Origin of the sequence: Pseudomonas marginalis, assembly GCF_024169655.1 — a bacterium.
Taxonomy (GTDB): Bacteria; Pseudomonadota; Gammaproteobacteria; order Pseudomonadales; family Pseudomonadaceae; genus Aquipseudomonas; species Aquipseudomonas paraveronii.
This window is the reverse complement of sequence record NZ_JALJWV010000001.1, coordinates 5,017,866-5,037,713: the sequence shown is the minus strand read 5'-3', so window position 1 is coordinate 5,037,713 and position 19,848 is coordinate 5,017,866. Positions and strand designations below refer to the sequence as shown.

The window sequence follows — 19,848 nt, the reverse complement described above, 5'->3', positions numbered from 1 at the left end:
CTAGCGCTTGAAGCCTGCCGCTAATATTTCCCCTACAGAGAATTCCCCAGCGTCCCATGCGTATCGATCCTCGCCCGTTACCTGCTGTCCTGCCGTTTCTCGGTGAACTGCCACCGCTGTTGACCCGCCTCTACGCCGCGCGCGGGGTAGAGACAGAGGCCGAACTGGACAAGAGCCTGGCGCGGTTGATCCCTTATCAACAACTCAAGGGCATCGACGCGGCGGTAGACCTGCTGGTGACGGCTTTGGAGCAACGCCAGCGCATCCTTATCGTCGGCGACTTCGACGCCGATGGCGCCACCGCCAGTACGGTGGGCACCCTGGGCCTGCGCTTGCTCGGTGCGGCCCATGTCGATTACCTGGTGCCCAACCGCTTCGAATACGGCTACGGCCTGACGCCGGAAATCGTCGCCGTGGCCCTGCAGCGCCAGCCGCAGTTGCTGATCACCGTGGATAACGGCATCTCCAGCGTCGAAGGCGTGGCGGCAGCGAAGGCGGCGGGGCTCAAAGTGCTGGTGACCGACCACCACTTGCCGGGGGATGAATTGCCGGCGGCGGATGCCATCGTCAACCCCAACCAGCCGGGCTGTGAGTTTCCCAGCAAGGCGCTGGCCGGGGTTGGGGTGATCTTTTATGTCTTGATGGCCCTGCGTGCCCGTTTGCGCAGTTTGGGGTGGTACGAGAACAAACCGCAGCCGAACCTTGGCGAGTTGCTCGACCTCGTCGCCCTCGGCAGCGTCGCCGACGTGGTGCCGTTGGACGCCAACAACCGCATCCTGGTCCACCAGGGCCTGGAGCGCATCCGCGCCGGTCGCGCGCGGCCGGGGATCAAGGCGATCCTCGAAGTGGCCAAGCGTGACCATGCTCGCATCACGTCCACCGACCTCGGTTTTATCCTCGGGCCACGGCTCAATGCCGCCGGTCGCCTGGACGATATGAGCCTGGGCATCGAATGCCTGCTCACCACGGATTTCGCCGCCGCACGGGAAATGGCCGCGCAACTGGACGGCATGAACCAGGACCGCAAATCCATCGAACAAGGCATGCAGCGCGAAGCCCTGGCCCAGCTCAAGGACTTGCCGCTGGAGTCGATGCCGTATGGCTTGTGCCTGTTCGACCCGGAGTGGCACCAAGGCGTGATCGGGATTCTGGCGTCGCGCATGAAAGAGCGCTATTTCCGTCCGACCATCGCCTTTGCCGACGCCGGTGATGGCCTGCTCAAGGGCTCAGGCCGCTCTGTACAGGGCTTTCACATCCGCGATGCGCTGGCGGTGGTGGCGAGCCAGCATCCCAACCTGATCAGCAAATACGGCGGCCACGCCATGGCGGCCGGCCTGACATTGCCCGAGGCGAACTTCCCCTTGTTTGCCGAAGCCTTTGATGCCGAAGTGCGTCGGCAACTGCGCGAAGAAGACTTGACCGGGCGGCTGTTGTCCGACGGCACCCTGGCGGTGGAAGAGTTTCACCTGGAGTTGGCGCGCGCGCTGCGGCATGCCGGCCCATGGGGGCAGCACTTCCCCGAGCCGTTGTTTCATGGGGTGTTTCAGTTGGTAGAGCAGCGTGTGGTGGGGGAGCGGCACCTGAAAGTGGTGCTCAAGAGCGAATGCGGCTCCGTGAAACTCGACGGTATTGCGTTTGGGGTGGACCGTGAGGTCTGGCCGAACCCGACCGTGCGTTGGGTGGAGTTGGCCTACAAGCTCGACGTGAACGAGTTCCGTGGCCAGGAAACCGTGCAGTTGATGATTGCGCATATCGAACCGCGCTAGTTCCAACCCACACCACAAACCAATATGGGAGGGGGCTTGCCCCCGATAGCGGTATGACTGACCTATCGCTATCGGGAGCAAGCCCCCTCCCACATTGGGTTTTGCGTACAGCGTAGGATTACTCAGTCTTGGCCTGGTGCTTGACGATGATATCCACCAGGCGCTTGGCCAGCGCCGGGTAGTTCTCGTCGAAGTGGTGCCCGCCTGGTAGTTTTATCGCTTCGCCCACGGCGGTCTTGTCGGTGCAGCCGCTCTCGTCGACTTCTTCGGCACCGTAGATGCACACCACCTTGTCCGCCGGCAGCTTGGCCATTTCAGGGCCGGTCGCGGCTTCTTTGCCGGCGTTGCCCAGCCAGCCTTCCACTTCGATTTCAAAGCTGCCGGTGCGTGCGAACGCCAGCAGGATGATTGCGTCGACGCGCTGCTGCTCGTTTTCCGGCATGCGGTTGTAGATGGCCGGCAATACGTCGGCGCCGAACGAATAACCCGTCAGCACAAAGCGCTTGGTGCCCCATTTCTGCCGATAGTGCTGCATCAGCTCGCTGAGGTCCTTGGCGCTTTGCTCCGGGGTCTTGTGCTGCCAGTAGTAGCGCAGGGTGTCGATGCCTACGACCGGGTAGCCGATCTTGGCCATTTCACCGGCGACGTCGCGGTCGAGGTCACGCCAACCGCCGTCACCGGAGAGGAACAGGGTCACGGTGTCCTTGGCCTGGCCGGCGGGGACTTCCACGACCGGAATCGCCAGGCCGCCGTTGTCCGACCCCACCAGTTGCTTGCGCAGTTCGTTATTCAGCACTTGCGGGTAGTGAATGTCGTAGTCGCTGATGCTGGTGGTGGCGCGGGGTGTGTCGCGCACGAAACTGGCGCTTTCATCGTCAGGGTTGTCGTTCCATGCCACCAGCCAGTTGCCGTGGGCGGCGGTCTTTGGCAGTGGGTCTTTACAGCCTTCCTGTACCAGGGCGAAGCCGACGGAGATGGCATTGGCCTTGTCGTTGTTCTGTGTGGCCAGCCAGCGCCAGGCGAGGGCGGCGCCAGGGCCGATGCCGCTGACCAGCGTCGCGGGGCCCTTGAGCTGACTCAGGGCGCCTTGCAGTGCCTGTTGCTGCAGCGTGCAGTCATCCTTGGGCAGGATCACCTGGACGATTTGCGCTTTGCCGCCCTGGCTCAGGGCAATCAGTTGGCTGTCGGTCAGGGTCTCGTCGGCCATTACCGCCACGGCCACGCGGGCTTTGGGGGTGCCGGCGGGGGTCACGCGGGTCATCACCGAGCCATCGGCCTGGGGCAACTGCTCCAGGGTCGGCTGCGGGGCAGGGCGGTTCCAGTACCAATAGCCGCCGCCCAGGGCTACGGCGAGCACCACCACAGAAGCCAATACATACCGCCAGGAGCGTCGAATCATCAGCGTTTCACCAATCCAGTCAAGCCGCCCGCGATCAGGGCGGCGGTATCGGCCAGTGCCACCAGCGGATCAAGTCCTGCGGGCACGGCCATGTAACGGGGTTCCCAGTCAGGCTGGAACTTGTCTTTGAAGCGGCGCAAACCTTGGAAGTTATACAGTTGCTCGCCACGACGGAACACCATCGAGCCCAGGCGTTGGGTGAGCGGCGCGCCACGGCGAGGTTGCAGGCCCGACAATGGCACCATGCCGAGGCTGAAGCGAGCATAACCATGATTCTTATAGTGTTGAATCAGGCCGACCATCATGAATTCCATGGTCAACTTAGGCGCGTCGGGGTGGGCGCGCATCAGGTCGAGGCTGGCCAGGTCGTGGTTGTAGGTCTCGAGCAGGTTGGCGAAGGCAACCGGGTGCCCTTCGAAGCGAATGATCGCGATGCGAAAGTGCTTGAGGTAGTCGTCGCTGAAACGTCCCAGGGAAAAGCCCTTTTCCCGCACGTTCTTGCCGGTCAGCCAGGCGTCGGAAATGACCTTGAGTTCGTCCATCGGCGCCGTGCCCGGTTCGTGGATTTCCAGAGACAAGCCGTCCCGGGTTCCACGGTTCCAGGTGTAGCGCAAATCCTTCATCTCTTTGCCCTTGGCTTCCAGGTCAAAGCGTTTCAGGTCGACGCGGGCTTCTTCGCCCAGCTTGATCGCGGTCAGGCCGATGTCCATGTAGTACGGCAGGTTTTCCGCGCGTACCTGGTAGAACACCGGGCGCGCATGGTGGATGTCGCACAGGTCGCGGAACTGCCAGATCATCTCGGCACGGGGTTGGGTCGGGCCGATCGGGTCGTACAGGGCCACCAGGCTGCGCCCGCGACGGGCGTACATCAGGAAGGCTTCGTCGTTGGGGTGGAACAGCAGCGCCTTGTCGCCGGTCAGCGCCAGGCCGCCGTCGGGTTGCGATGAGGCCATCAGGATCTTGGTGGCGCGTTCCATTTCTTCCGGCGTCGGCAGGTGGATCACCGGGCGCGCGGTACGCAGTAGCCAGGTCAGCGACACGATCACCAGCAGCACCGCAGCCCCCAGCAGCGAGCGCAGGCCGCGCGGGGCGTTGGCGTCGAGGGTGAACTGCCACCACAATTGGTGGCTATACGGTACATCTTGATAGGCAAACAGCAGCAGCCAGATAGACGCTCCCAGCACGCACACACTGGCCACCAGGTACAGCGGCGAGAACGGCAATTCAGTCAAGCGGCTGGCGCGGTAGAAGGAGCGGCGGAAGATCGCCAGCAACACCGCAGTCATGGTCATCAGGCTGGCTTCTTCCCAGTCGAAGCCCTTGAGCAGTGAGAGCAGGGCGCCGGTCAGCAGCAGCACCATGGTCAACATCCAGGCCGCCGACAAGCGTCGACGCAGACCCTGGGCCAACAGCAGGCACAACACGCCGATCAGGCTCGCGCCAAAGTGCGAGGCGTCAATCAGGCGGTGGGGAATCAGGAAGCCGATGTTTTCCAGGCGTGAGTCGATCTCCGGCGTAGCGCCGGAAAACAGCAGGACCACGCCGGACAAAAAAACCAGTACGGCCAGCACCGGCGCTGCCAGGCCCGAAGCCACGCGCAGACTCTGCTGGGTCTGGAACAGGCGCTGGGCCTCGTTGATCAACAGGAACACACAGGCGATCAGCAGCGGCAGCACCACGTAGATCATGCGATACAGCAGCAGGGCGGCGGCCAATGGCGCGGCACCGAGTTTGTCGGCAAAGGCCGCGAGCAGGATCGCCTCGAACACCCCGACGCCACCCGGCACATGGCTGAGTACGCCGGCGGCCAGCGCCAGCAGGTACACCAGCAGGAACGGGCCGAAGGGTGGCGCTTCCGGTAGCAGCATATAAAGGACGGTGGCGGCAGCGGCGACGTCCAGGGCGGTGATGATCAGTTGCAGGAGCGTCAGGCGCCGACCGGGCAGGCGCAGGGTGCGACGGCCAATCTTGACCAGCAGGTTGTCCGGGTAGGGTTGTTCTGGCAGGCGCCGGCGATAAATACCGATGCACAGCGCGGCCGACAGCAGCAACACGGCACCGGAGATAGCGCCGAGCAAGCCTTGCGACACATGCAGGGCAGCGGAAGCGGCGGGCAAGTTGCTCAAGGTGGCCAATGCAGCCAGCGGCGGCAGGGCGCAGCCCAGTGCGAGGCTGGCGAACACGGTCATGTGGGCGACTTCCGAAGCCCCGATGCCATGGCGCGCATATAAACGGTAACGCACCGAACCGCCCGAGAGCATCGACAGGCCAATGGCGTTGCCGATGGCAAAGGCGGTAAAACCGCCGAGGGCGAGGGTCTTGGCGGGCAGTTTCACCCCGGCATAGCGCGCGCCGGAAAACTCATAGCCCAATAGAATGATGAAACCGCCGATGGCGGCAGCTAGCGCGCCCAGCAAGGCCGGTTTGGGCACTTCCAGGATCGAGTCGTGGAGGGCGTAGAGATCCAGTTCCAGCAGCAGGTGTCGGCAGGCGATCAGGGCGATTGCGAACAGCAGCAGCGTCACGGCCAGCCCGATGGGTTGCCGATACTTGCTTAACAGATCCAGCCAGCGCAAACGGGTGGGAGTGATCGGTTGTGTCGCTGTGACGGAGTCTTGTGGTTCAGACGAGTTGGCGCGCATCAATCACCTCGTGGATTGTGCGCGACAGGATGGGGGTATCCAGCCAAGTTACCAATCCCTATGGACAAAATAATTACAAATATTAACGCGGATCACCGGATGCGGCGACTGCGGCCATTGGTCGTAGAAGGATTAAGCCTAGCGTGCGATGAAATGGACTCCACGAACCGTCTACGGTTTCATGAAAGATGCCATACCATTGTTTCAGAAGAACTTTTTTTGCCGGATACAAAAAAGGCCACTCTTTCGAGTAGCCTTTTTTGATGTTTGGTTGCGGGAGCCGGATTTGAACCGACGACCTTCGGGTTATGAGCCCGACGAGCTACCAGACTGCTCCATCCCGCGTCTGTGGGCGGCATTCTACAGCCAAGCGGCGGGGTGTCAACCGTTAATGGGCCGATGGGTCAAATAAGTGTGAATTGACCGTTGAATCTCGACTATGTGGAGTAAGTGCGCGTAAGGGAAAGGCTTTTTGTCGGACAATCGTCTCGACCTAAAACAGGCCGGTACAAGAAAAGGCTTACCGCAAGGTCGCAACGGACTGACGGAACAGCAGCAAACTCGCCGCGAGAAACGTCACGCCCATCACCAGGACCGTCACGAACTCTTTCCAGACGATGTCGAGTCCCGCGCCTCGATACACGATCGCCTGCATGAAGCTCACATAGTGCCGCGACGGGAAAAACCACGTCACGTACTGGACCCATTGCGGCTGGCTCTCGATCGGCGACATGCCGCCCGACAGCATCATCATCGGCATGACGGCCATCATCATCAGCAGGGCAAATTGCGCCATGGTGCGGGCGAGGGTGCCGAGGAAGATGCCGATCGCTGCCGTGGCGAAGATATAGATGAGGGTGCCGAGCAGCAGGACGCCGCGCGAGCCGGCAATCGGAACGTCGAGGAGACCCTCGACCACGAATAACAGCGAGCAGATGAAGCCGACGAAGATCACCAACCCGCTCGACCATACTTTGGCGAGTGCTATCTCGAAGGCCGTCAACGGCATCACCAGCAGGTGCTCGATCGTGCCGTGCTCCCGCTCGCGCAAGAGCGCCGCGCCGGTCAGGATAATGATCAGCATCGACAACTGATCGGCAAGGCCGACGATCGCGCGGAACCAGGATTGCGTGCCGTTGGCATTGAACGCGCGGCGGATGACGAGATCCGAGGAGAGCCCGGTGGTTTGCGCCATCTCCTGTCGGTAGCGCGTGACCTCTTCGCTCACCATGTTCTGGATATAGCCCGACCCCAATGACGCTTGCTGGACTGCGGTGGCGTCCGCGTTGACCTGGACTTCAATATCGCGCCCCTTGCGCACATCCGCTTCAAAGCGCGGAGGAATGACGACGACGAGGGTGTAAAGACCGTTGTCCATGCCGCGATCGATGTCGGCGGCGCTGATCATTTTGGCCGCCTGGAAGTACGGGGGATAGAACAGCCCGGCAATCGATCGCGACAGGCTGGAGTGGTCCTCGTCGACGATCGCCACGGAGGCATTGTTGACGGTCTCGCCGGCTCCGGTCGACTGCATATAAATGCTGAGGCCGAAGGAATAGATGATGAAGAGGATCATCATCAGGTCCTTCGAGAGGGTGCGCAGATCTTTGACGCCGAGCCAGAAAATGTTGGAGAGACTCTGCATCTTATTTCTCCTGTTTGCGCAGGAGCAGCGCGGACAGCAATAAGAAGGCCGGGCAAAACAGGGTCAGCGCGAGCAGATCGTTAACCATGTCGGTGAAGCCAAGTCCCTTGGTGAACGCACCGACACTCATGTGCATGTAATAGCTCGTCGGCCAGAGGTACCCCATGAGGCGAGCGCCGCCCTCAAGCGTCGAGACGGGTTGCATCATGCCGGAGAACTGCATGGTCGGCAGCATCGACAGCACCGCTCCGGCGAACACCGCTGCGACCTGGCTCGAGGTGAAGGTCGAGATGAACAGCCCGTAACCGGTGGCCGCCGCCACATAGAACAGCGCGCCCAGGGTCAGTGCGAGACCGTCGCCCTTCAGCGGAACATCGAAGATGAATAGCACGGTCGCGGTCATGATGAAGAAATTGATCATGCCGACGCCAATATAGGGCAGTTGCTTGCCGACCAGGAACTCCAGGCGCGTCGTGGGTGTGGCATAGAAGTTCGTGATCGTGCCGATCTCCTTTTCGCGGGCAACGCTGACCGCTGTGAGAATGGCGAGAAACATCATGAGCAACATCGCCGGCACGGCCGGTCCGATCGCATAGATGCTCTCGGCCGTCGGGTTGTAACGGTTGCGGATCACGATGCTGGTCGTCGGTTTCGTGCTCGCTACGTCGCTGGACTGCCGTTTTCTCTCTTCGGCGAAGAGATTGTGCGCCGATTCCACGTAACCCTCGATGGTCGCGGCGCGCGAGGTGTTGGCGCCGTCGATCCAGGCCGACACCTGCCAATCCGAGTCGCGCTTTACCAAGCGCCCGAAGCCAGGTGGAATTTCGAGGGCCAGTGTGATGTCGTTCGACTTCAGGCGCCTTTGCATTTCGTCGACGCTGTGGATCGGCGTCTTTTCGATGAAGTATCGAGAGCTCGAGTAATTGGCGAGATAGGCTCTGCTCTCCGGCGTGTCGTCGTGGTCGAAGGCCGCATAGGTGAGATTGGTCACATCGCTGGAGACGCCGAAACCGAAGATCAACAGCATGATGAGGGAGCCAAGGAAAGCGAAGGCAAGCCGCACCGGATCGCGTACAAGCGACAACGTCTCGCACTTGGCAAAGGCGAGCAGGCGGCGCAGCGGCATGAAGGTCGAGCGGCTGGGCGACAACGCCGCCGCATCCTGCTGGGTCTGCGCTTCGGCATCGGCCACGGGGGGCGCGGGCGTAGACGGCTCGGCAGCCTCGATATAGGCGATGAACGCCTCTTCGAGGTTCGCGCTGCCCTTGGAGGTAATGACGTTTTGCGGCGTGTCGCAGACGAGGACACGACCCGCATGCATCAATGAGATGCGGTCGCAGCGCATGGCCTCGCTCATGAAATGCGTGGAGACGAAGATCGTGACATTGCGGGTTCGCGAGAGGTCGCCGAGCAAGCGCCAGAACTCATCGCGTGCCAACGGATCGACGCCCGAAGTGGGCTCGTCAAGGATCAGCAACTCGGGGTCGTGCACGATCCCCACGGCCAGTGAGAGGCGCTGGCGCACACCGAGCGGCAGCGAGTTCGCTTCGGTGTCGGCATAGTCGACAAGGCCGACATCGACCATGAGCTGGGCGATACGCGCGTTAGCCTGGTCCGCGGCCAGATGAAAAAGGCGTGCATGCAGACGCAGGTTTTGCCGCACGGTGAGTTCGCCATAGAGCGAGAACGATTGCGACATGAAGCCGACGCGCTGGCGGACCGACAGGTCGTTGGCATCGACAGGTTTTCCGCACACCTCGGCCTCCCCCTCGCTCGGTGCCAGTAGTCCGGTCAGCATCTTCATGGTCGTGGTCTTGCCGCTGCCGTTCGAACCGAGGAAGCCGAAGATTTCTCCGCGCTCGATGGCGAAGCTGACGTTATCGACCGCGGTGAAGCTGCCGAAGCGGCGCGTCAGATTCTTCGCGACAATGACCGGCGCCTCGCTGCCTGGTTGGCGCGGCGGAATGACGAAGCGCTGCGCCGTCGATTTTTGCCCCGGCTGCAGGGCGGCAAACACCGCTTCCATGTCTTGCTGGCCGGTCTTCGTGCGCAGCTCGTCCGTAGTGCCGCAGGCAAGCACGCGTGCGTGATCCATCGCGATGAGCCAATCGCATTGGCTCGCCTCGTCCATATAAGCGGTGGAAATGACGACACTCATCGTCGGACGCTCGCGCCGCAGTTCGCTGATCAGGTCCCAGAACTGTCGGCGCGACAACGGATCGACGCCGGTCGTCGGCTCATCGAGAATGAGCAGGTCGGGGTCGTGAATGAGCGCGCAGCACAGGCCGAGCTTTTGCTTCATGCCGCCCGACAGCTTTCCGGCAGGTCGATCGAGAAACGGCAGCAAGCCGATCGCGGCCGCCAGACGCCGTGTGCGTGCTTCACGTTCCGACGCGGACAGGCCGAAGAGGGTGGCGAAGAAGGCCAGGTTCTCGCGGACGCTGATTTCCTGATAGAGGTTTTTACCGAGCCCTTGCGGCATATAGGCAATGCGTGTGCAGACGGAGCGGCGATGCCGGGCATTGCTCATGCTGCCGCCGAGGACCTCGACTGATCCGGTCTGCATCTTCCGCGCGCCGGCGATCAGGCCGAGCAGCGTGGACTTGCCGGCGGCGTCAGGGCCGATGATGCCCGTCATCTGGCCGCTTGGCAGTGCGAGCGAGACATTGTCGAGCGCTAGAACCTTGCCATAGGCATGAGTCGCGTTGGAAACCTCGGCGATCAGCGCTGCGCGAGCCTCCATTGTCAATCCTCGGCATCAACAGGATCGGCCTGAATGCGCTTTTGCAGGGTGTCCGGCCAATTGGGCGGGTTCGGATCGAGGCGCACATAGCCGATGCCGCGGGTCCCCGTTTTCACTTGGTTGAGGTGGCGCGCGATGAGGCTTGGCGGGATGCGCAGCTTGACCCGGAACATCAGCTTGTCGCGCTCGCTGCGCGTCTCGACCTGCTTGGGGGTGAACTGCGCGTCCGGCGACACGAAACTTACTTTGGCCGGGACGGCGAAGTCGGCGCCGTCGAACACAATTCGCGCGGCCGACCCGATCGTTACGCGCATGGCCTGTTCGGAGGGGAGATAAATCTCCATGTAGATTTCGGACAGGTCGATGATCGTCAGCACCTTTCCGCCCGCCGAAACGACTTCCCCGGGGTTGACGAGACGATACAGAACGCGCCCCTGCACGGGCGCCACCAGAATGGTGTCGGCGATCTGGGCGTCGGTCTGATTAACCAGGGCTTGTGCGGCCACCACCGAACGCTCGCGCGCGGTCACGGTCCGCTGCGCGGCGTCGAGAACGGCGCGCGCAGAATCGCGTTCGCCCTGCGCCTCATCGCGGTTGTCCTCACTGATCGCCCCGGTGACGATCAGCTTGAGGGCGCGGCGCAGCTTTGCTTCCTTGAGGGTCAGTTCTGCCTGCCGTTGCACGACCGTCGCCTTTGCCTCGAGCATCGAGGCCTCCTCGGATGCCACGTCGGCGGCATATTTGGCGCGTTGCGCTTGCAACTCCGTGGTATCGAGGCGGGCGAGCACCTGGCCTTCGGTGACGAGGTCACCTTCCCGGGCCAGCACCTCGCGCACGCGTCCGGCCAACTTCGCGGCGATGTCGATTTGGTCGGATTCGATGCGGCCGTTCCCGGAGACAATGCCCTCGGGCAACTTGCCTTGCTGGCTTTGCCACCAGTACCAGGCGCCACCGGCGCCGGCTGCCAAGACGATGACAAGGATCAGAACAATCCTTGTGACACGCCGCCAAGACCACTTTGCATCGTTACTCGGGCTGGCCGTCATGATCCGATCCTTAAACGTGGGGGCGTGAGGGTCGATTGAGGCGCACACATGCACCTGTCGGGCGGCGAGACGCAAACGTGATCACGTTGTTGCTGGTGAATACCGGCGTTTGCCCATCGTGGTAGACGTTACCAATCGAGGGCTGCACATAACGTTGATCTTTATCAAACAATCGAGCTGAAACCGGGCGCGGCCATCGCCCTCAGTCTTCAGTCGTTAAAGTCGACACAAACGAAAACACCGCCGCGACGGTGAGGTCGTGGCGGTGTTTGACGTGTACTTAAAACTGGTTGCGGGAGCCGGATTTGAACCGACGACCTTCGGGTTATGAGCCCGACGAGCTACCAGACTGCTCCATCCCGCGTCTGTGTGTCGGCATTCTACAGCGGAACGCAGGGGTGTCAACCTATGAATCGAAGAAAAGCGCTTGTGGTTCAATCGCTTACCTCTCCATCACGGTTTGGGAAAGGGCTACGGGCCAGTCGGGCCGAGGCTTTCAGCTCTATTGGTAGGCTGATTTCGATTGAGAAAATAAATCTACCTGGGCTATTTCCTACCGCTTGCGCGGAAGATTCAAACTACTGGTGCTATATACAGGTGTGAGTGCGATACTGACCGCCCGTTGGATTGCACTCCCTTCTATATATATGACGCAGCGCAAAATCATCCATGTCGACTGTGATTGCTTCTACGCCGCCATCGAGATGCGCGATAACCCGAGCCTGGCACAAAAGCCCCTGGCGGTGGGCGGTTCGGCGGATCGGCGCGGCGTGATTGCCACCTGTAACTACGAAGCGCGGGCCTACGGGGTGCGCTCGGCCATGTCGTCGCGTCATGCCTTGAAGCTCTGCCCGGACCTGACCATCGTCAAGCCGCGCATGGATGCCTATAAGGAAGCGTCGAAAGAAATCCAGAGCATCTTTCGCGATTACACCGACCTGATCGAGCCGCTCTCCCTGGATGAGGCCTACCTGGATGTTTCCGACAGCCCGCATTTTGGCGGCAGCGCCACGCGTATCGCCCAGGACATCCGGCGCCGGGTCTCCAATCAATTGCACATCACCGTGTCCGCCGGTGTGGCGCCCAACAAGTTTCTGGCCAAGATCGCCAGTGACTGGAAGAAACCCAACGGCTTGTTTGTGATCACGCCGGACCAGGTCGAAGACTTTGTGTCGATACTGCCGGTAAAAAAACTGCACGGCGTGGGCAAGGTGACCGCAGAGAAGCTGGCGCGCATGGGGATCGAAGACTGCCTGCAATTGCGCGAATGGAACAAGCTGGCGCTGGTGCGCGAATTCGGCAGTTTTGGCGAGCGGCTGTGGAGTCTGGCCCGTGGGATAGATGAGCGCGAGGTGCAGAACGACAGTCGTCGGCAATCGATCAGTGTGGAAAATACCTACGATGTGGACCTGCCAGATCTTTCAAGTTGCCTGGCGAAACTGCCTGAACTGATGGAAACCCTGGCTGGACGCATCGCGCGCATCGACAGCAGTTACCGCGCGGGGAAGCCGTTCGTGAAGGTGAAGTTTCATGACTTTACCCAGACGACCCTGGAGCAGGCGGGGGCAGGGCGGGACCTGGAGAGTTATCAACAGCTGATGACCCAGGCGTTCAATCGCGGTGGCAAGCCGGTGCGGTTGCTGGGGATTGGGGTGCGGTTGCTCGACTTGAGCAGCGGTAACGAACAGCTCGAGCTGTTGTGGTAGAACCCGGAAACAAAAATGTGGGAGGGGGCAAGCCCCCTCCCACATTTAGATCTACAGCGTTTTCGAGGGCTCAGCGCGCGCCAGGATCTGCGACGAGTCGCCCCGCATCCTTGGTCAGCGCTTGCAGGAATTCCTGCTGCAACTCCGGATCATTGCGGGTCAGTTCGATCAGGCTCTGTTCCAGTTCGCTGGCTTCTTCCTCCAGGCCCAGCTCCGACAGGCGCTTGACGCGGTGGACCCACTGGCTGACTTCGTCGTCTTCCAGGTCGTCGTAGATCAGCCCGTGGGCTTCCAGCAACTTGCCGCGCAATGTGTGGCTCACCGCCAGGGTCGAGTCCGAATGCACGTCGTCCTGGCTATCTTCCACGCTGATCTTCAAGGTGCTGATGCGGTTCAGATCCTGCTCGGCGAACGGGCTGTCCAACAGGTTCAGGCGCAGTACGCCGTTGCGGTCGGTGGTCAGTTCATACACTTGCTTGCCCGCGGTGACCTGTACCGGGCGCTCGCTCCAGGGCAGGCTCGAATACTCCACGCGCTTGTCGCGCTGGACTTCATCGATCCCCGCCAGGTTCTGTTGCGCGCGCCCATGGGATTGCACGTTCATGAACGGGTTGAGGCCGTCGATGCCGTAGCTCAGCCAATCGTGCGTCATGCTGGTCGGCAGGTTGCCGAGGGCGAAGATATTCGCCACGTTGGCGCCCGCGCCTGCCACCAACGCGACCGCGCCCAGCGGCAGCTCATAGAGTTTGCGCCAGGGCTGGTAGGGGGTGTAGCGGTCGTAACGACGGGTGACTTCGAATTCGGTGACCTCAAAGGTCTTTTGCTCGTGAATGCGAACCCGGCGTTGCGGCAGCTCCAGCACTTTGGGTTCGCCTACATCGATCTGCAGGCTGTGGTCGAGCAATTTACGCTCGACCCGCTCCTCGTGCTCACTGCGTTGCGACATCTGGTTGGCGCAGCCGCTGACCAGCAGGGCGCCGCACAAGGCGGCGCCCCCCAGGGCTCTGGTGTTTCGCTTGAACATGACTTCTCTTGATCTGGTTTTCAGCGACGAATACGCGCCTGAAGGAAAGACAGCACGTCAGCCACCGGCAACGGTTGGGCTTCGGCTTCGGTCCGGCTCTTGTATTCCAGATTGCCATCAGCCAGGCCACGGTCGCTGACCACGATCCGGTGCGGGATGCCAATCAGTTCCATGTCGGCGAACTTGATGCCTGGGCTGGTTTTCTTGTCGCGGTCATCCAGCAACACTTCAAAGCCGGCGGCCGTCAGTTCGGCATACAGTTTGTCGGTGGCTTCACGGACCTGCTCGGTTTCATAGCGCAGCGGCACCAGGGCGACCTGGAACGGCGCCAGGGCGTCACTCCAGATAATGCCTTTCTCGTCGTTGTTCTGCTCGATGGCAGCGGCAACCACGCGCGATACGCCAATGCCGTAGCAACCCATTTCCAGGGTGATCGGCTTGCCGTTTTCGCCCAGCACTTCGCACTTCATCGCCTTGCTGTACTTGTTGCCCAGCTGGAAGATGTGCCCGACTTCAATGCCGCGCTTGATTTCCAGGGTGCCCTTGCCATCCGGGCTTGGGTCACCGGCGACCACGTTACGCAGGTCGGCCACGGTCGGCACCGGCAAGTCGCGTTCCCAGTTCACGCCGAAGTAGTGCTTGTCGTCGATGTTCGCGCCGATACCGAAGTCGCTCATCAGCTCGACCGAACGGTCGATGATGATCGGCAGCGGCAGGTTCAGCGGGCCCAGGGAACCGGCACCGGCGCCAATGGCGTCGCGCAGTTCGGCATCGGAGGCCATGACCAGCGGGCTGGCCACGCCAGGTTGCTGGGCCGCCTTGATCTCGTTGAGTTCGTGGTCGCCACGGATCACCAGGGCGATCAGCTTACCGGCTTCCTCGGCGTGAACGATCAGGGTCTTGATGGTCTTTTCAATCGGCAGATTGAATTTTTCCACCAGGGCCGCGATGGTCTTGGTGTCCGGGGTGTCCACCAGGCGCAGCTCTTCAGCCGGCGCTGGACGGGAGGTTTCCCGTGGCACGGCTTCGGCTTTCTCGATGTTCGCCGCGTAGTCGGAACCGTTGCTGAACACGATATCGTCTTCGCCGGACTCGGCCAGTACGTGGAACTCGTGGGAGCCGGCGCCGCCGATGGAACCGTTGTCCGCTTCAACCGGGCGGAATTTCAGGCCCAGGCGCGTGAACACGTTGCAGTAGGCGGTGTGCATGCGGTCGTAGGTGACCTGCAAGGACGCCTGGTCGGCGTGGAACGAATACGCATCCTTCATGATGAACTCGCGGCCGCGCATCAAGCCGAAGCGTGGGCGGATTTCATCACGGAACTTGGTCTGGATCTGATACAGGTTGAGGGGCAGCTGTTTATAGCTGCTCAACTCGTTGCGCATCAGGTCGGTGATCACTTCTTCGTGGGTCGGGCCAGCGCAGAAGTCGCGGCCATGACGGTCCTTGAAGCGCAGCAATTCCGGGCCGTACTCTTCCCAGCGCCCGGATTCCTGCCACAGCTCAGCCGGTTGGGTGCTCGGCATCAACACTTCCAGAGAACCGGCAGCGTTCATTTCTTCGCGAACGATGGCTTCGACCTTGCGCATCACCTTCAGGCCCATGGGCAGCCAGGTGTACAGGCCAGAAGCCAGCTTGCGGATCATACCGGCGCGCAGCATCAGCTGATGGCTGATCACAACCGCGTCGGAAGGCGTTTCTTTCAGTGTGGCGAGCAAATATTGACTGGTACGCATGGTAGGCCGTTGTCGGTTGCTTGGACTTGAAGTGACTTGGGATTGTACGGGCGCAAACTGCCGCCGTACAGGCATCAGGACGCAGAGCTGTTTGTAGGAGCGAGCTTGCTCGCGAAGATCGTCAACGATGACGCGGGAAACCGGGATAAACGCGGTGTCTGTGACTTCTTCGCGGGCAAGCTCGCTACAGCTACAAGGGCAGGCTCTGTCAGTCTTCTGCCGGCGGGTTCAAGCGAATCCGCCGGTTTTCCTGGAACCAATGCAGTGCAATCAGCAGCAACGTCGGCACGCCCAGCATGCAGGTGATCAGGAAGAAGTTGTGATAGCCGAACTTCTCCACCATCACCCCCGAATACCCGCCGATCAGGCGCGGCAGCAACAGCATGATCGAGCTGAGCAAGGCGTATTGGGTGGCGGAGAACTTGAGGTTGGTCAGGCTCGACAGGTAGGCGACAAACGCCGAGGTGGCGAGGCCTGAGCTGAAGTTATCCATGGAGATGGTGAAGATCAGCATCTGCAGGTCCGGGCCCATGTCGGCGAGCACCACGAACAGCAGGTTGGTGCCGGCCGAGGCGATGCCGCCGATGAGCAGGATCGGGAGGATGCCGAAGCGCACAATCAACAGGCCACCCATGCCGGCGCCGAGCAGCGTCATGATCAGGCCGAATATCTTGCTGACCCCGGCGATCTGGTCCTTGGTAAAGCCCTGGTCGATATAGAACACGTTGGCCATCACGCCCATCACCGTATCGGACATGCGATAGGTGGCGATCAGCCCGAGCAGCAGCAGCGCCTGCCAGCGGTAGCGCAGAATGAAGTCGTTGACCGGCGTCAGCACCGGCGCCAAGCCTCGGCGGCCCATGGCCGACAGGCACAATGCCGTCAGGGTGATATAGAGGATGGCACGCAGGAAGGCGCGGTCTTCCATCAACAGTTCCCACAGGCTTACGCCGTGGAACAGCACGCTGGCGAAATCGGTGTTGTACAACTGGGTGAACATCGCCGGCACCGACACCAACAGCACAATCAGTACAAACACCGACATCAATTGGTGCATGAAGCTGTAGCGCCCCGCCTGCAACTGGGTCCGCAGTGGCACATTGGGCTCGCGCATAAACAGGGTGGTCAGCAACGCCGGAATCATCAGTGCGCCGAACAGCACATAGGTGCCGGTCCACGCCGAGTGTTTATAGTTGAAACCGGTAGAGCCAAAACCTTCGGCAAAAAACAGCGCGCCGGCCGTGGCCAGCAGGGCGGCGATGCGATAGCCGGACATGTAGCTGGCGGCCAGGGCAGCCTGGCGGCTGTCATCGGCGATTTCCAGGCGATAGGCATCAACCGCAATATCCTGGGTAGCCGAAGCGAAGGCGACGATCACCGCGATAGCGATCAGCCAGGACAAGTGTTTTTGCGGGTCGCAGAACCCCATGCCGATCAATCCGAGGATCACCAGCGATTGGGCCAGTACCAGCCAGGAGCGACGACGTCCGAGTTTGCCGAGCAGCGGCAAGCGCCACTGGTCGAGCAGTGGCGACCACACCCATTTGAAGGCATACGCCAAACCGATCAGGCTCGCATAGCCGATGGTCTCGCGGGCCACACCGGCCTCACGCAACCAGACCGAAAGCGTCGAGAACACCAACATGTAAGGCAAGCCGGCGGCAAAACCGAGCAACAACAGCACTAACGTCGAGGGGCTGGCATAGGCGGCGAGCGCGGCGCGCCAGGTTTTACGGGGCATGGGCTGGAGTCTGCCTCAGATTCACGGAAACAAAGCGCGCACTCTAACCGCTGTGCTCTACCGGGCGCCAGCCATGGCGCTGAATATCCACGCGGTTGTTCAGGATAACGACACCTTCGCTGCGTAAACGCGCACGTTGTTCGTCGCCTGAGGCGCTGCCCACCGGCAGGCTTATCCGACCACCGGCACCCAGCACGCGGTGCCAGGGCAAGCGCGTGTCTTCGGGCAGTTGGCTCAGCGTGCGCCCGACCCAGCGCGCCGCGCGCCCAAGCCCCGCGAGGTGCGCCAGTTCGCCGTAACTCACTACGCAGCCTTTGGGGACTTGCGCCAGCGTCAGGTACAGCGCGGTGCGGCGCATCTCGGCAGGGCTTTGCGGGGCTTCGGCGGGTTGTTTCACGGTGGGGATATCCGTTCAGAGCGTCGGTTGTTTGTAAGAAACGTCTGTAAATATGCAGATGAGAACTGAACTCAACACAATTCCTTGAGTCAGTCCTAGCTATCTAACACGATAACGCCTCTTTTTCGCCAACCCTGAGCCCCCTATCTGCTTATGTTGTCCAGAACCTTGCTGTGCCTTGCTGTTTTCAGCGCCTCCACCCCCTTGCTTGCCGATACGGTCTGGTTAAAGAACGGCGACCGTCTGACCGGCAAGATCAAGGTCTTCGACGGTGGCAAGCTGCTGATCCAGACCGACTACGCTGGGGCTATCCCGGTGGACTGGAAACAGGTGAAAACCCTGGAGAGTGATCAGGAATTACTGGTCAAGCAGGATGCCTACACCGGAGAGAAAGCCAAATCCTTGCAGGCGGCGGACGATGGCAAAGTGGTGCTGGCCAATGGCGAGGCGCCCAAGACGGTGGAATTGGCCAGCATCCAGCAGATCATCAAGCCCAAACCGGTGATCGAAGACCTGGTGTGGAAAGGCAACGTCGACATGGCGCTGGACTACAAACGCGCCGAGAAAGACACCAACGACTACGACATCGACTTCAAGACCTCCGCCCGCCATGGCCAATGGCGCCACACCGGGCAGGGCGAGTACAACCGCGAATTCCAGGACGACGTCACCACCACCGACAACTGGGCCCTGGAATATGACCTCGACCGTTTCATCACCGAGCACTGGTTCTGGCAGGGTCGCCTGACCTACAAGCGCGACAAGGTGGAAGACCTGTCGCGCCAGCGCACGGTCGGCACCGGCCCGGGCTACCAGTTCTGGGACGATGAACTCGGCGCATTCTCCCTGGGCTCGCTGGTCAACCGCACCGATTACGAATATTCCGACGGCGGCAAGGACAACTTCTATTCCTTGGCCATGAAGTGGGACTACAACCGCTACCTGATCGGCAAGACGGTTGAGTTCTTCACCTCCGGCGAATTGGGCAAACCTATCGGCGGGCCGGCCGAATACGCCCTGGATGCGGAAATGGGCCTGCGCTACAAGGTCACCGAGTGGGCGTCGCTCAATCTCAAGGCCGAGCGTGACGTGATCAGTGGCGACTCGGAAAGCAGCTTGAGCAAGACCCGCTACACCGCAGGGTTTGGCGTGGCCTGGTAATCGGCCTCAAGCCCGCTGGCAACCTGCGCGGTTATTGATTACCTTGGCTTGAGATCCATTCCCATACGCCATGGGCGACTGAATTCCCGAGGAGTCATACGTTGAGCGCGCACGTTGCCAAAAACGCCCGAGAGCTGTTGCTCAAGGAATACCGTGGGGCTCTCTCCACATTGTCCAAAGCCATGCCCGGCTTTCCCTTTGGTTCGGTCGTGCCGTACTGTCTGGACGAGCAGGGCCGGCCGCTGATCCTGATCAGCCGGATTGCCCAACACACCCATAACCTGCAGAAAGACCCCAAGTGTTCGTTGCTGGTCGGCGAGCGTGAAGCGGATGACGTGCAGGCGGTCGGGCGCTTGACTTACCTGGCCGAAGCCGAGCAATTGCAGGACGCTGCTGCGATTGACGCGGCTGCCGAGCGCTATTACCGCTACTTCCCTGAATCGGCCAACTATCACAAGGCCCACGATTTCGACTTCTGGGTGCTCAAGCCGGTACGTCACCGCTATATCGGCGGCTTTGGCGCGATTCACTGGCTTGACCGGTTGACCCTGGGCAACCCGTTCGCCGGCCCGGCCGAGCGCAGCATGGTCGAGCACATGAACGCCGACCACTCCAAGGCCATCGCCCATTACGTCGAGTTGGCCGGCTTGCCCACCCACGAACCGGCGCAATTGGCCGGGATCGACAGCGAAGGCATGCACCTGCGCATCGGCCATGCGCTGCACTGGTTGCCGTTCGCTGAATCTTGCAACACGCCGACACAAGTGCGCGAGGCCCTGGTTTCATTGGCTCATGCTGCGGTCTGGCCGAAAAAAAGCGCCGCTGAAGCTTGAATTCACGAA

The 19,848-nt window shown here is 61.3% G+C and carries 13 protein-coding genes and 2 tRNA genes; 4 read left to right on the top strand and 11 right to left on the bottom strand.

Annotation, left to right across the window (positions count from 1 at the left end; translation table 11 throughout):
* Positions 1-56: 56 nt before the first annotated feature.
* Entirely contained in the window at positions 57-1,766 is a 1,710-nt protein-coding gene (gene recJ, locus J2Y83_RS23130; RefSeq protein ID WP_253398588.1) for a single-stranded-DNA-specific exonuclease RecJ, read from the top strand.
* A gap of 118 nt (positions 1,767-1,884) precedes the next feature.
* Here recJ and J2Y83_RS23125 read toward each other — a convergent pair whose 3' ends face one another.
* The 7 genes from J2Y83_RS23125 to J2Y83_RS23095 form a co-directional block, all read right to left on the bottom strand.
* A complete protein-coding gene (locus J2Y83_RS23125) occupies positions 1,885-3,165 on the bottom strand; it encodes a virulence factor family protein (RefSeq protein ID WP_253398586.1) in 1,281 nt (426 codons plus the stop codon).
* Positions 3,165-5,807 carry a bifunctional lysylphosphatidylglycerol flippase/synthetase MprF gene (gene mprF, locus J2Y83_RS23120; RefSeq protein WP_253398584.1) on the bottom strand — a complete coding sequence of 881 codons (2,643 nt, stop codon included), beginning with the start codon at positions 5,805-5,807 and terminating at the stop codon, positions 3,165-3,167. The genes J2Y83_RS23125 and mprF overlap by 1 nt, the downstream gene beginning before the upstream one ends.
* A 268-nt stretch (positions 5,808-6,075) precedes the next feature.
* Positions 6,076-6,152 (bottom strand) — tRNA-Met (locus tag J2Y83_RS23115).
* Positions 6,153-6,327: 175 nt separating this feature from the next.
* Complete coding sequence (locus J2Y83_RS23110; RefSeq protein WP_253398583.1) at positions 6,328-7,452, bottom strand: ABC transporter permease; 1,125 nt, start codon at positions 7,450-7,452, stop codon at positions 6,328-6,330.
* Position 7,453: 1 nt separating this feature from the next.
* Positions 7,454-10,195: a ribosome-associated ATPase/putative transporter RbbA gene (rbbA, locus tag J2Y83_RS23105; protein WP_253398581.1), complete on the bottom strand. Its 2,742-nt coding sequence runs from the start codon at positions 10,193-10,195 to the stop codon at positions 7,454-7,456.
* 2 nt (positions 10,196-10,197) lie between these two features.
* Entirely contained in the window at positions 10,198-11,241 is a 1,044-nt protein-coding gene (locus J2Y83_RS23100) for an HlyD family secretion protein (RefSeq protein ID WP_253398579.1), read from the bottom strand.
* Positions 11,242-11,528: 287 nt separating this feature from the next.
* Positions 11,529-11,605: transfer RNA gene (locus J2Y83_RS23095), tRNA-Met, on the bottom strand.
* Positions 11,606-11,888: 283 nt separating this feature from the next.
* On the opposite strand from J2Y83_RS23095, the gene dinB reads away from it, so the two are divergent.
* Positions 11,889-12,947, top strand: a complete 1,059-nt coding sequence (dinB, locus tag J2Y83_RS23090) for a DNA polymerase IV (RefSeq protein WP_253398577.1) — start codon at positions 11,889-11,891, stop codon at positions 12,945-12,947.
* 70 nt (positions 12,948-13,017) lie between these two features.
* On the opposite strand, the gene J2Y83_RS23085 is transcribed toward dinB, so the two are convergent.
* The 4 genes from J2Y83_RS23085 to J2Y83_RS23070 form a co-directional block, all read right to left on the bottom strand.
* The gene (locus J2Y83_RS23085; RefSeq protein WP_253398570.1) at positions 13,018-13,971 is read right to left on the bottom strand and encodes a hypothetical protein; all 954 of its coding nucleotides are present in this window, start codon (positions 13,969-13,971) and stop codon (positions 13,018-13,020) included.
* Positions 13,972-13,991: 20 nt separating this feature from the next.
* Entirely contained in the window at positions 13,992-15,707 is a 1,716-nt protein-coding gene (locus J2Y83_RS23080; RefSeq protein ID WP_253398568.1) for a proline--tRNA ligase, read from the bottom strand.
* Positions 15,708-15,915: 208 nt separating this feature from the next.
* On the bottom strand, positions 15,916-17,448 hold the full coding sequence (locus tag J2Y83_RS23075; protein WP_247396826.1) for an AmpG family muropeptide MFS transporter: 1,533 nt from the start codon (positions 17,446-17,448) through the stop codon (positions 15,916-15,918).
* A gap of 43 nt (positions 17,449-17,491) precedes the next feature.
* Positions 17,492-17,806 carry an MGMT family protein gene (locus tag J2Y83_RS23070; RefSeq protein WP_253400438.1) on the bottom strand — a complete coding sequence of 105 codons (315 nt, stop codon included), beginning with the start codon at positions 17,804-17,806 and terminating at the stop codon, positions 17,492-17,494.
* 192 nt (positions 17,807-17,998) lie between these two features.
* On the opposite strand from J2Y83_RS23070, the gene J2Y83_RS23065 reads away from it, so the two are divergent.
* Together J2Y83_RS23065 and J2Y83_RS23060 are read left to right on the top strand one after the other, a co-directional pair.
* Positions 17,999-19,006 carry a DUF481 domain-containing protein gene (locus J2Y83_RS23065; protein ID WP_247399708.1) on the top strand — a complete coding sequence of 336 codons (1,008 nt, stop codon included), beginning with the start codon at positions 17,999-18,001 and terminating at the stop codon, positions 19,004-19,006.
* 101 nt (positions 19,007-19,107) lie between these two features.
* Positions 19,108-19,839, top strand: coding sequence for a HugZ family protein (locus J2Y83_RS23060; protein WP_253398566.1), 732 nt, complete (start codon positions 19,108-19,110; stop codon positions 19,837-19,839).
* The last annotated feature ends 9 nt before the right edge of the window (positions 19,840-19,848 follow it).

Coding starts and splice junctions, on each gene's coding strand:
- recJ (WP_253398588.1), top strand. CDS start 57: ATGCGTATCGATCCTCGCCCGTTACCTGCTGTCCTGCCGTTTCTCGGT.
- J2Y83_RS23125 (WP_253398586.1), bottom strand. CDS start 3,165: ATGATTCGACGCTCCTGGCGGTATGTATTGGCTTCTGTGGTGGTGCTC.
- mprF (WP_253398584.1), bottom strand. CDS start 5,807: ATGCGCGCCAACTCGTCTGAACCACAAGACTCCGTCACAGCGACACAA.
- J2Y83_RS23110 (WP_253398583.1), bottom strand. CDS start 7,452: ATGCAGAGTCTCTCCAACATTTTCTGGCTCGGCGTCAAAGATCTGCGC.
- rbbA (WP_253398581.1), bottom strand. CDS start 10,195: ATGGAGGCTCGCGCAGCGCTGATCGCCGAGGTTTCCAACGCGACTCAT.
- J2Y83_RS23100 (WP_253398579.1), bottom strand. CDS start 11,241: ATGACGGCCAGCCCGAGTAACGATGCAAAGTGGTCTTGGCGGCGTGTC.
- dinB (WP_253398577.1), top strand. CDS start 11,889: ATGACGCAGCGCAAAATCATCCATGTCGACTGTGATTGCTTCTACGCC.
- J2Y83_RS23085 (WP_253398570.1), bottom strand. CDS start 13,971: ATGTTCAAGCGAAACACCAGAGCCCTGGGGGGCGCCGCCTTGTGCGGC.
- J2Y83_RS23080 (WP_253398568.1), bottom strand. CDS start 15,707: ATGCGTACCAGTCAATATTTGCTCGCCACACTGAAAGAAACGCCTTCC.
- J2Y83_RS23075 (WP_247396826.1), bottom strand. CDS start 17,448: ATGCCCCGTAAAACCTGGCGCGCCGCGCTCGCCGCCTATGCCAGCCCC.
- J2Y83_RS23070 (WP_253400438.1), bottom strand. CDS start 17,806: ATGCGCCGCACCGCGCTGTACCTGACGCTGGCGCAAGTCCCCAAAGGC.
- J2Y83_RS23065 (WP_247399708.1), top strand. CDS start 17,999: ATGTTGTCCAGAACCTTGCTGTGCCTTGCTGTTTTCAGCGCCTCCACC.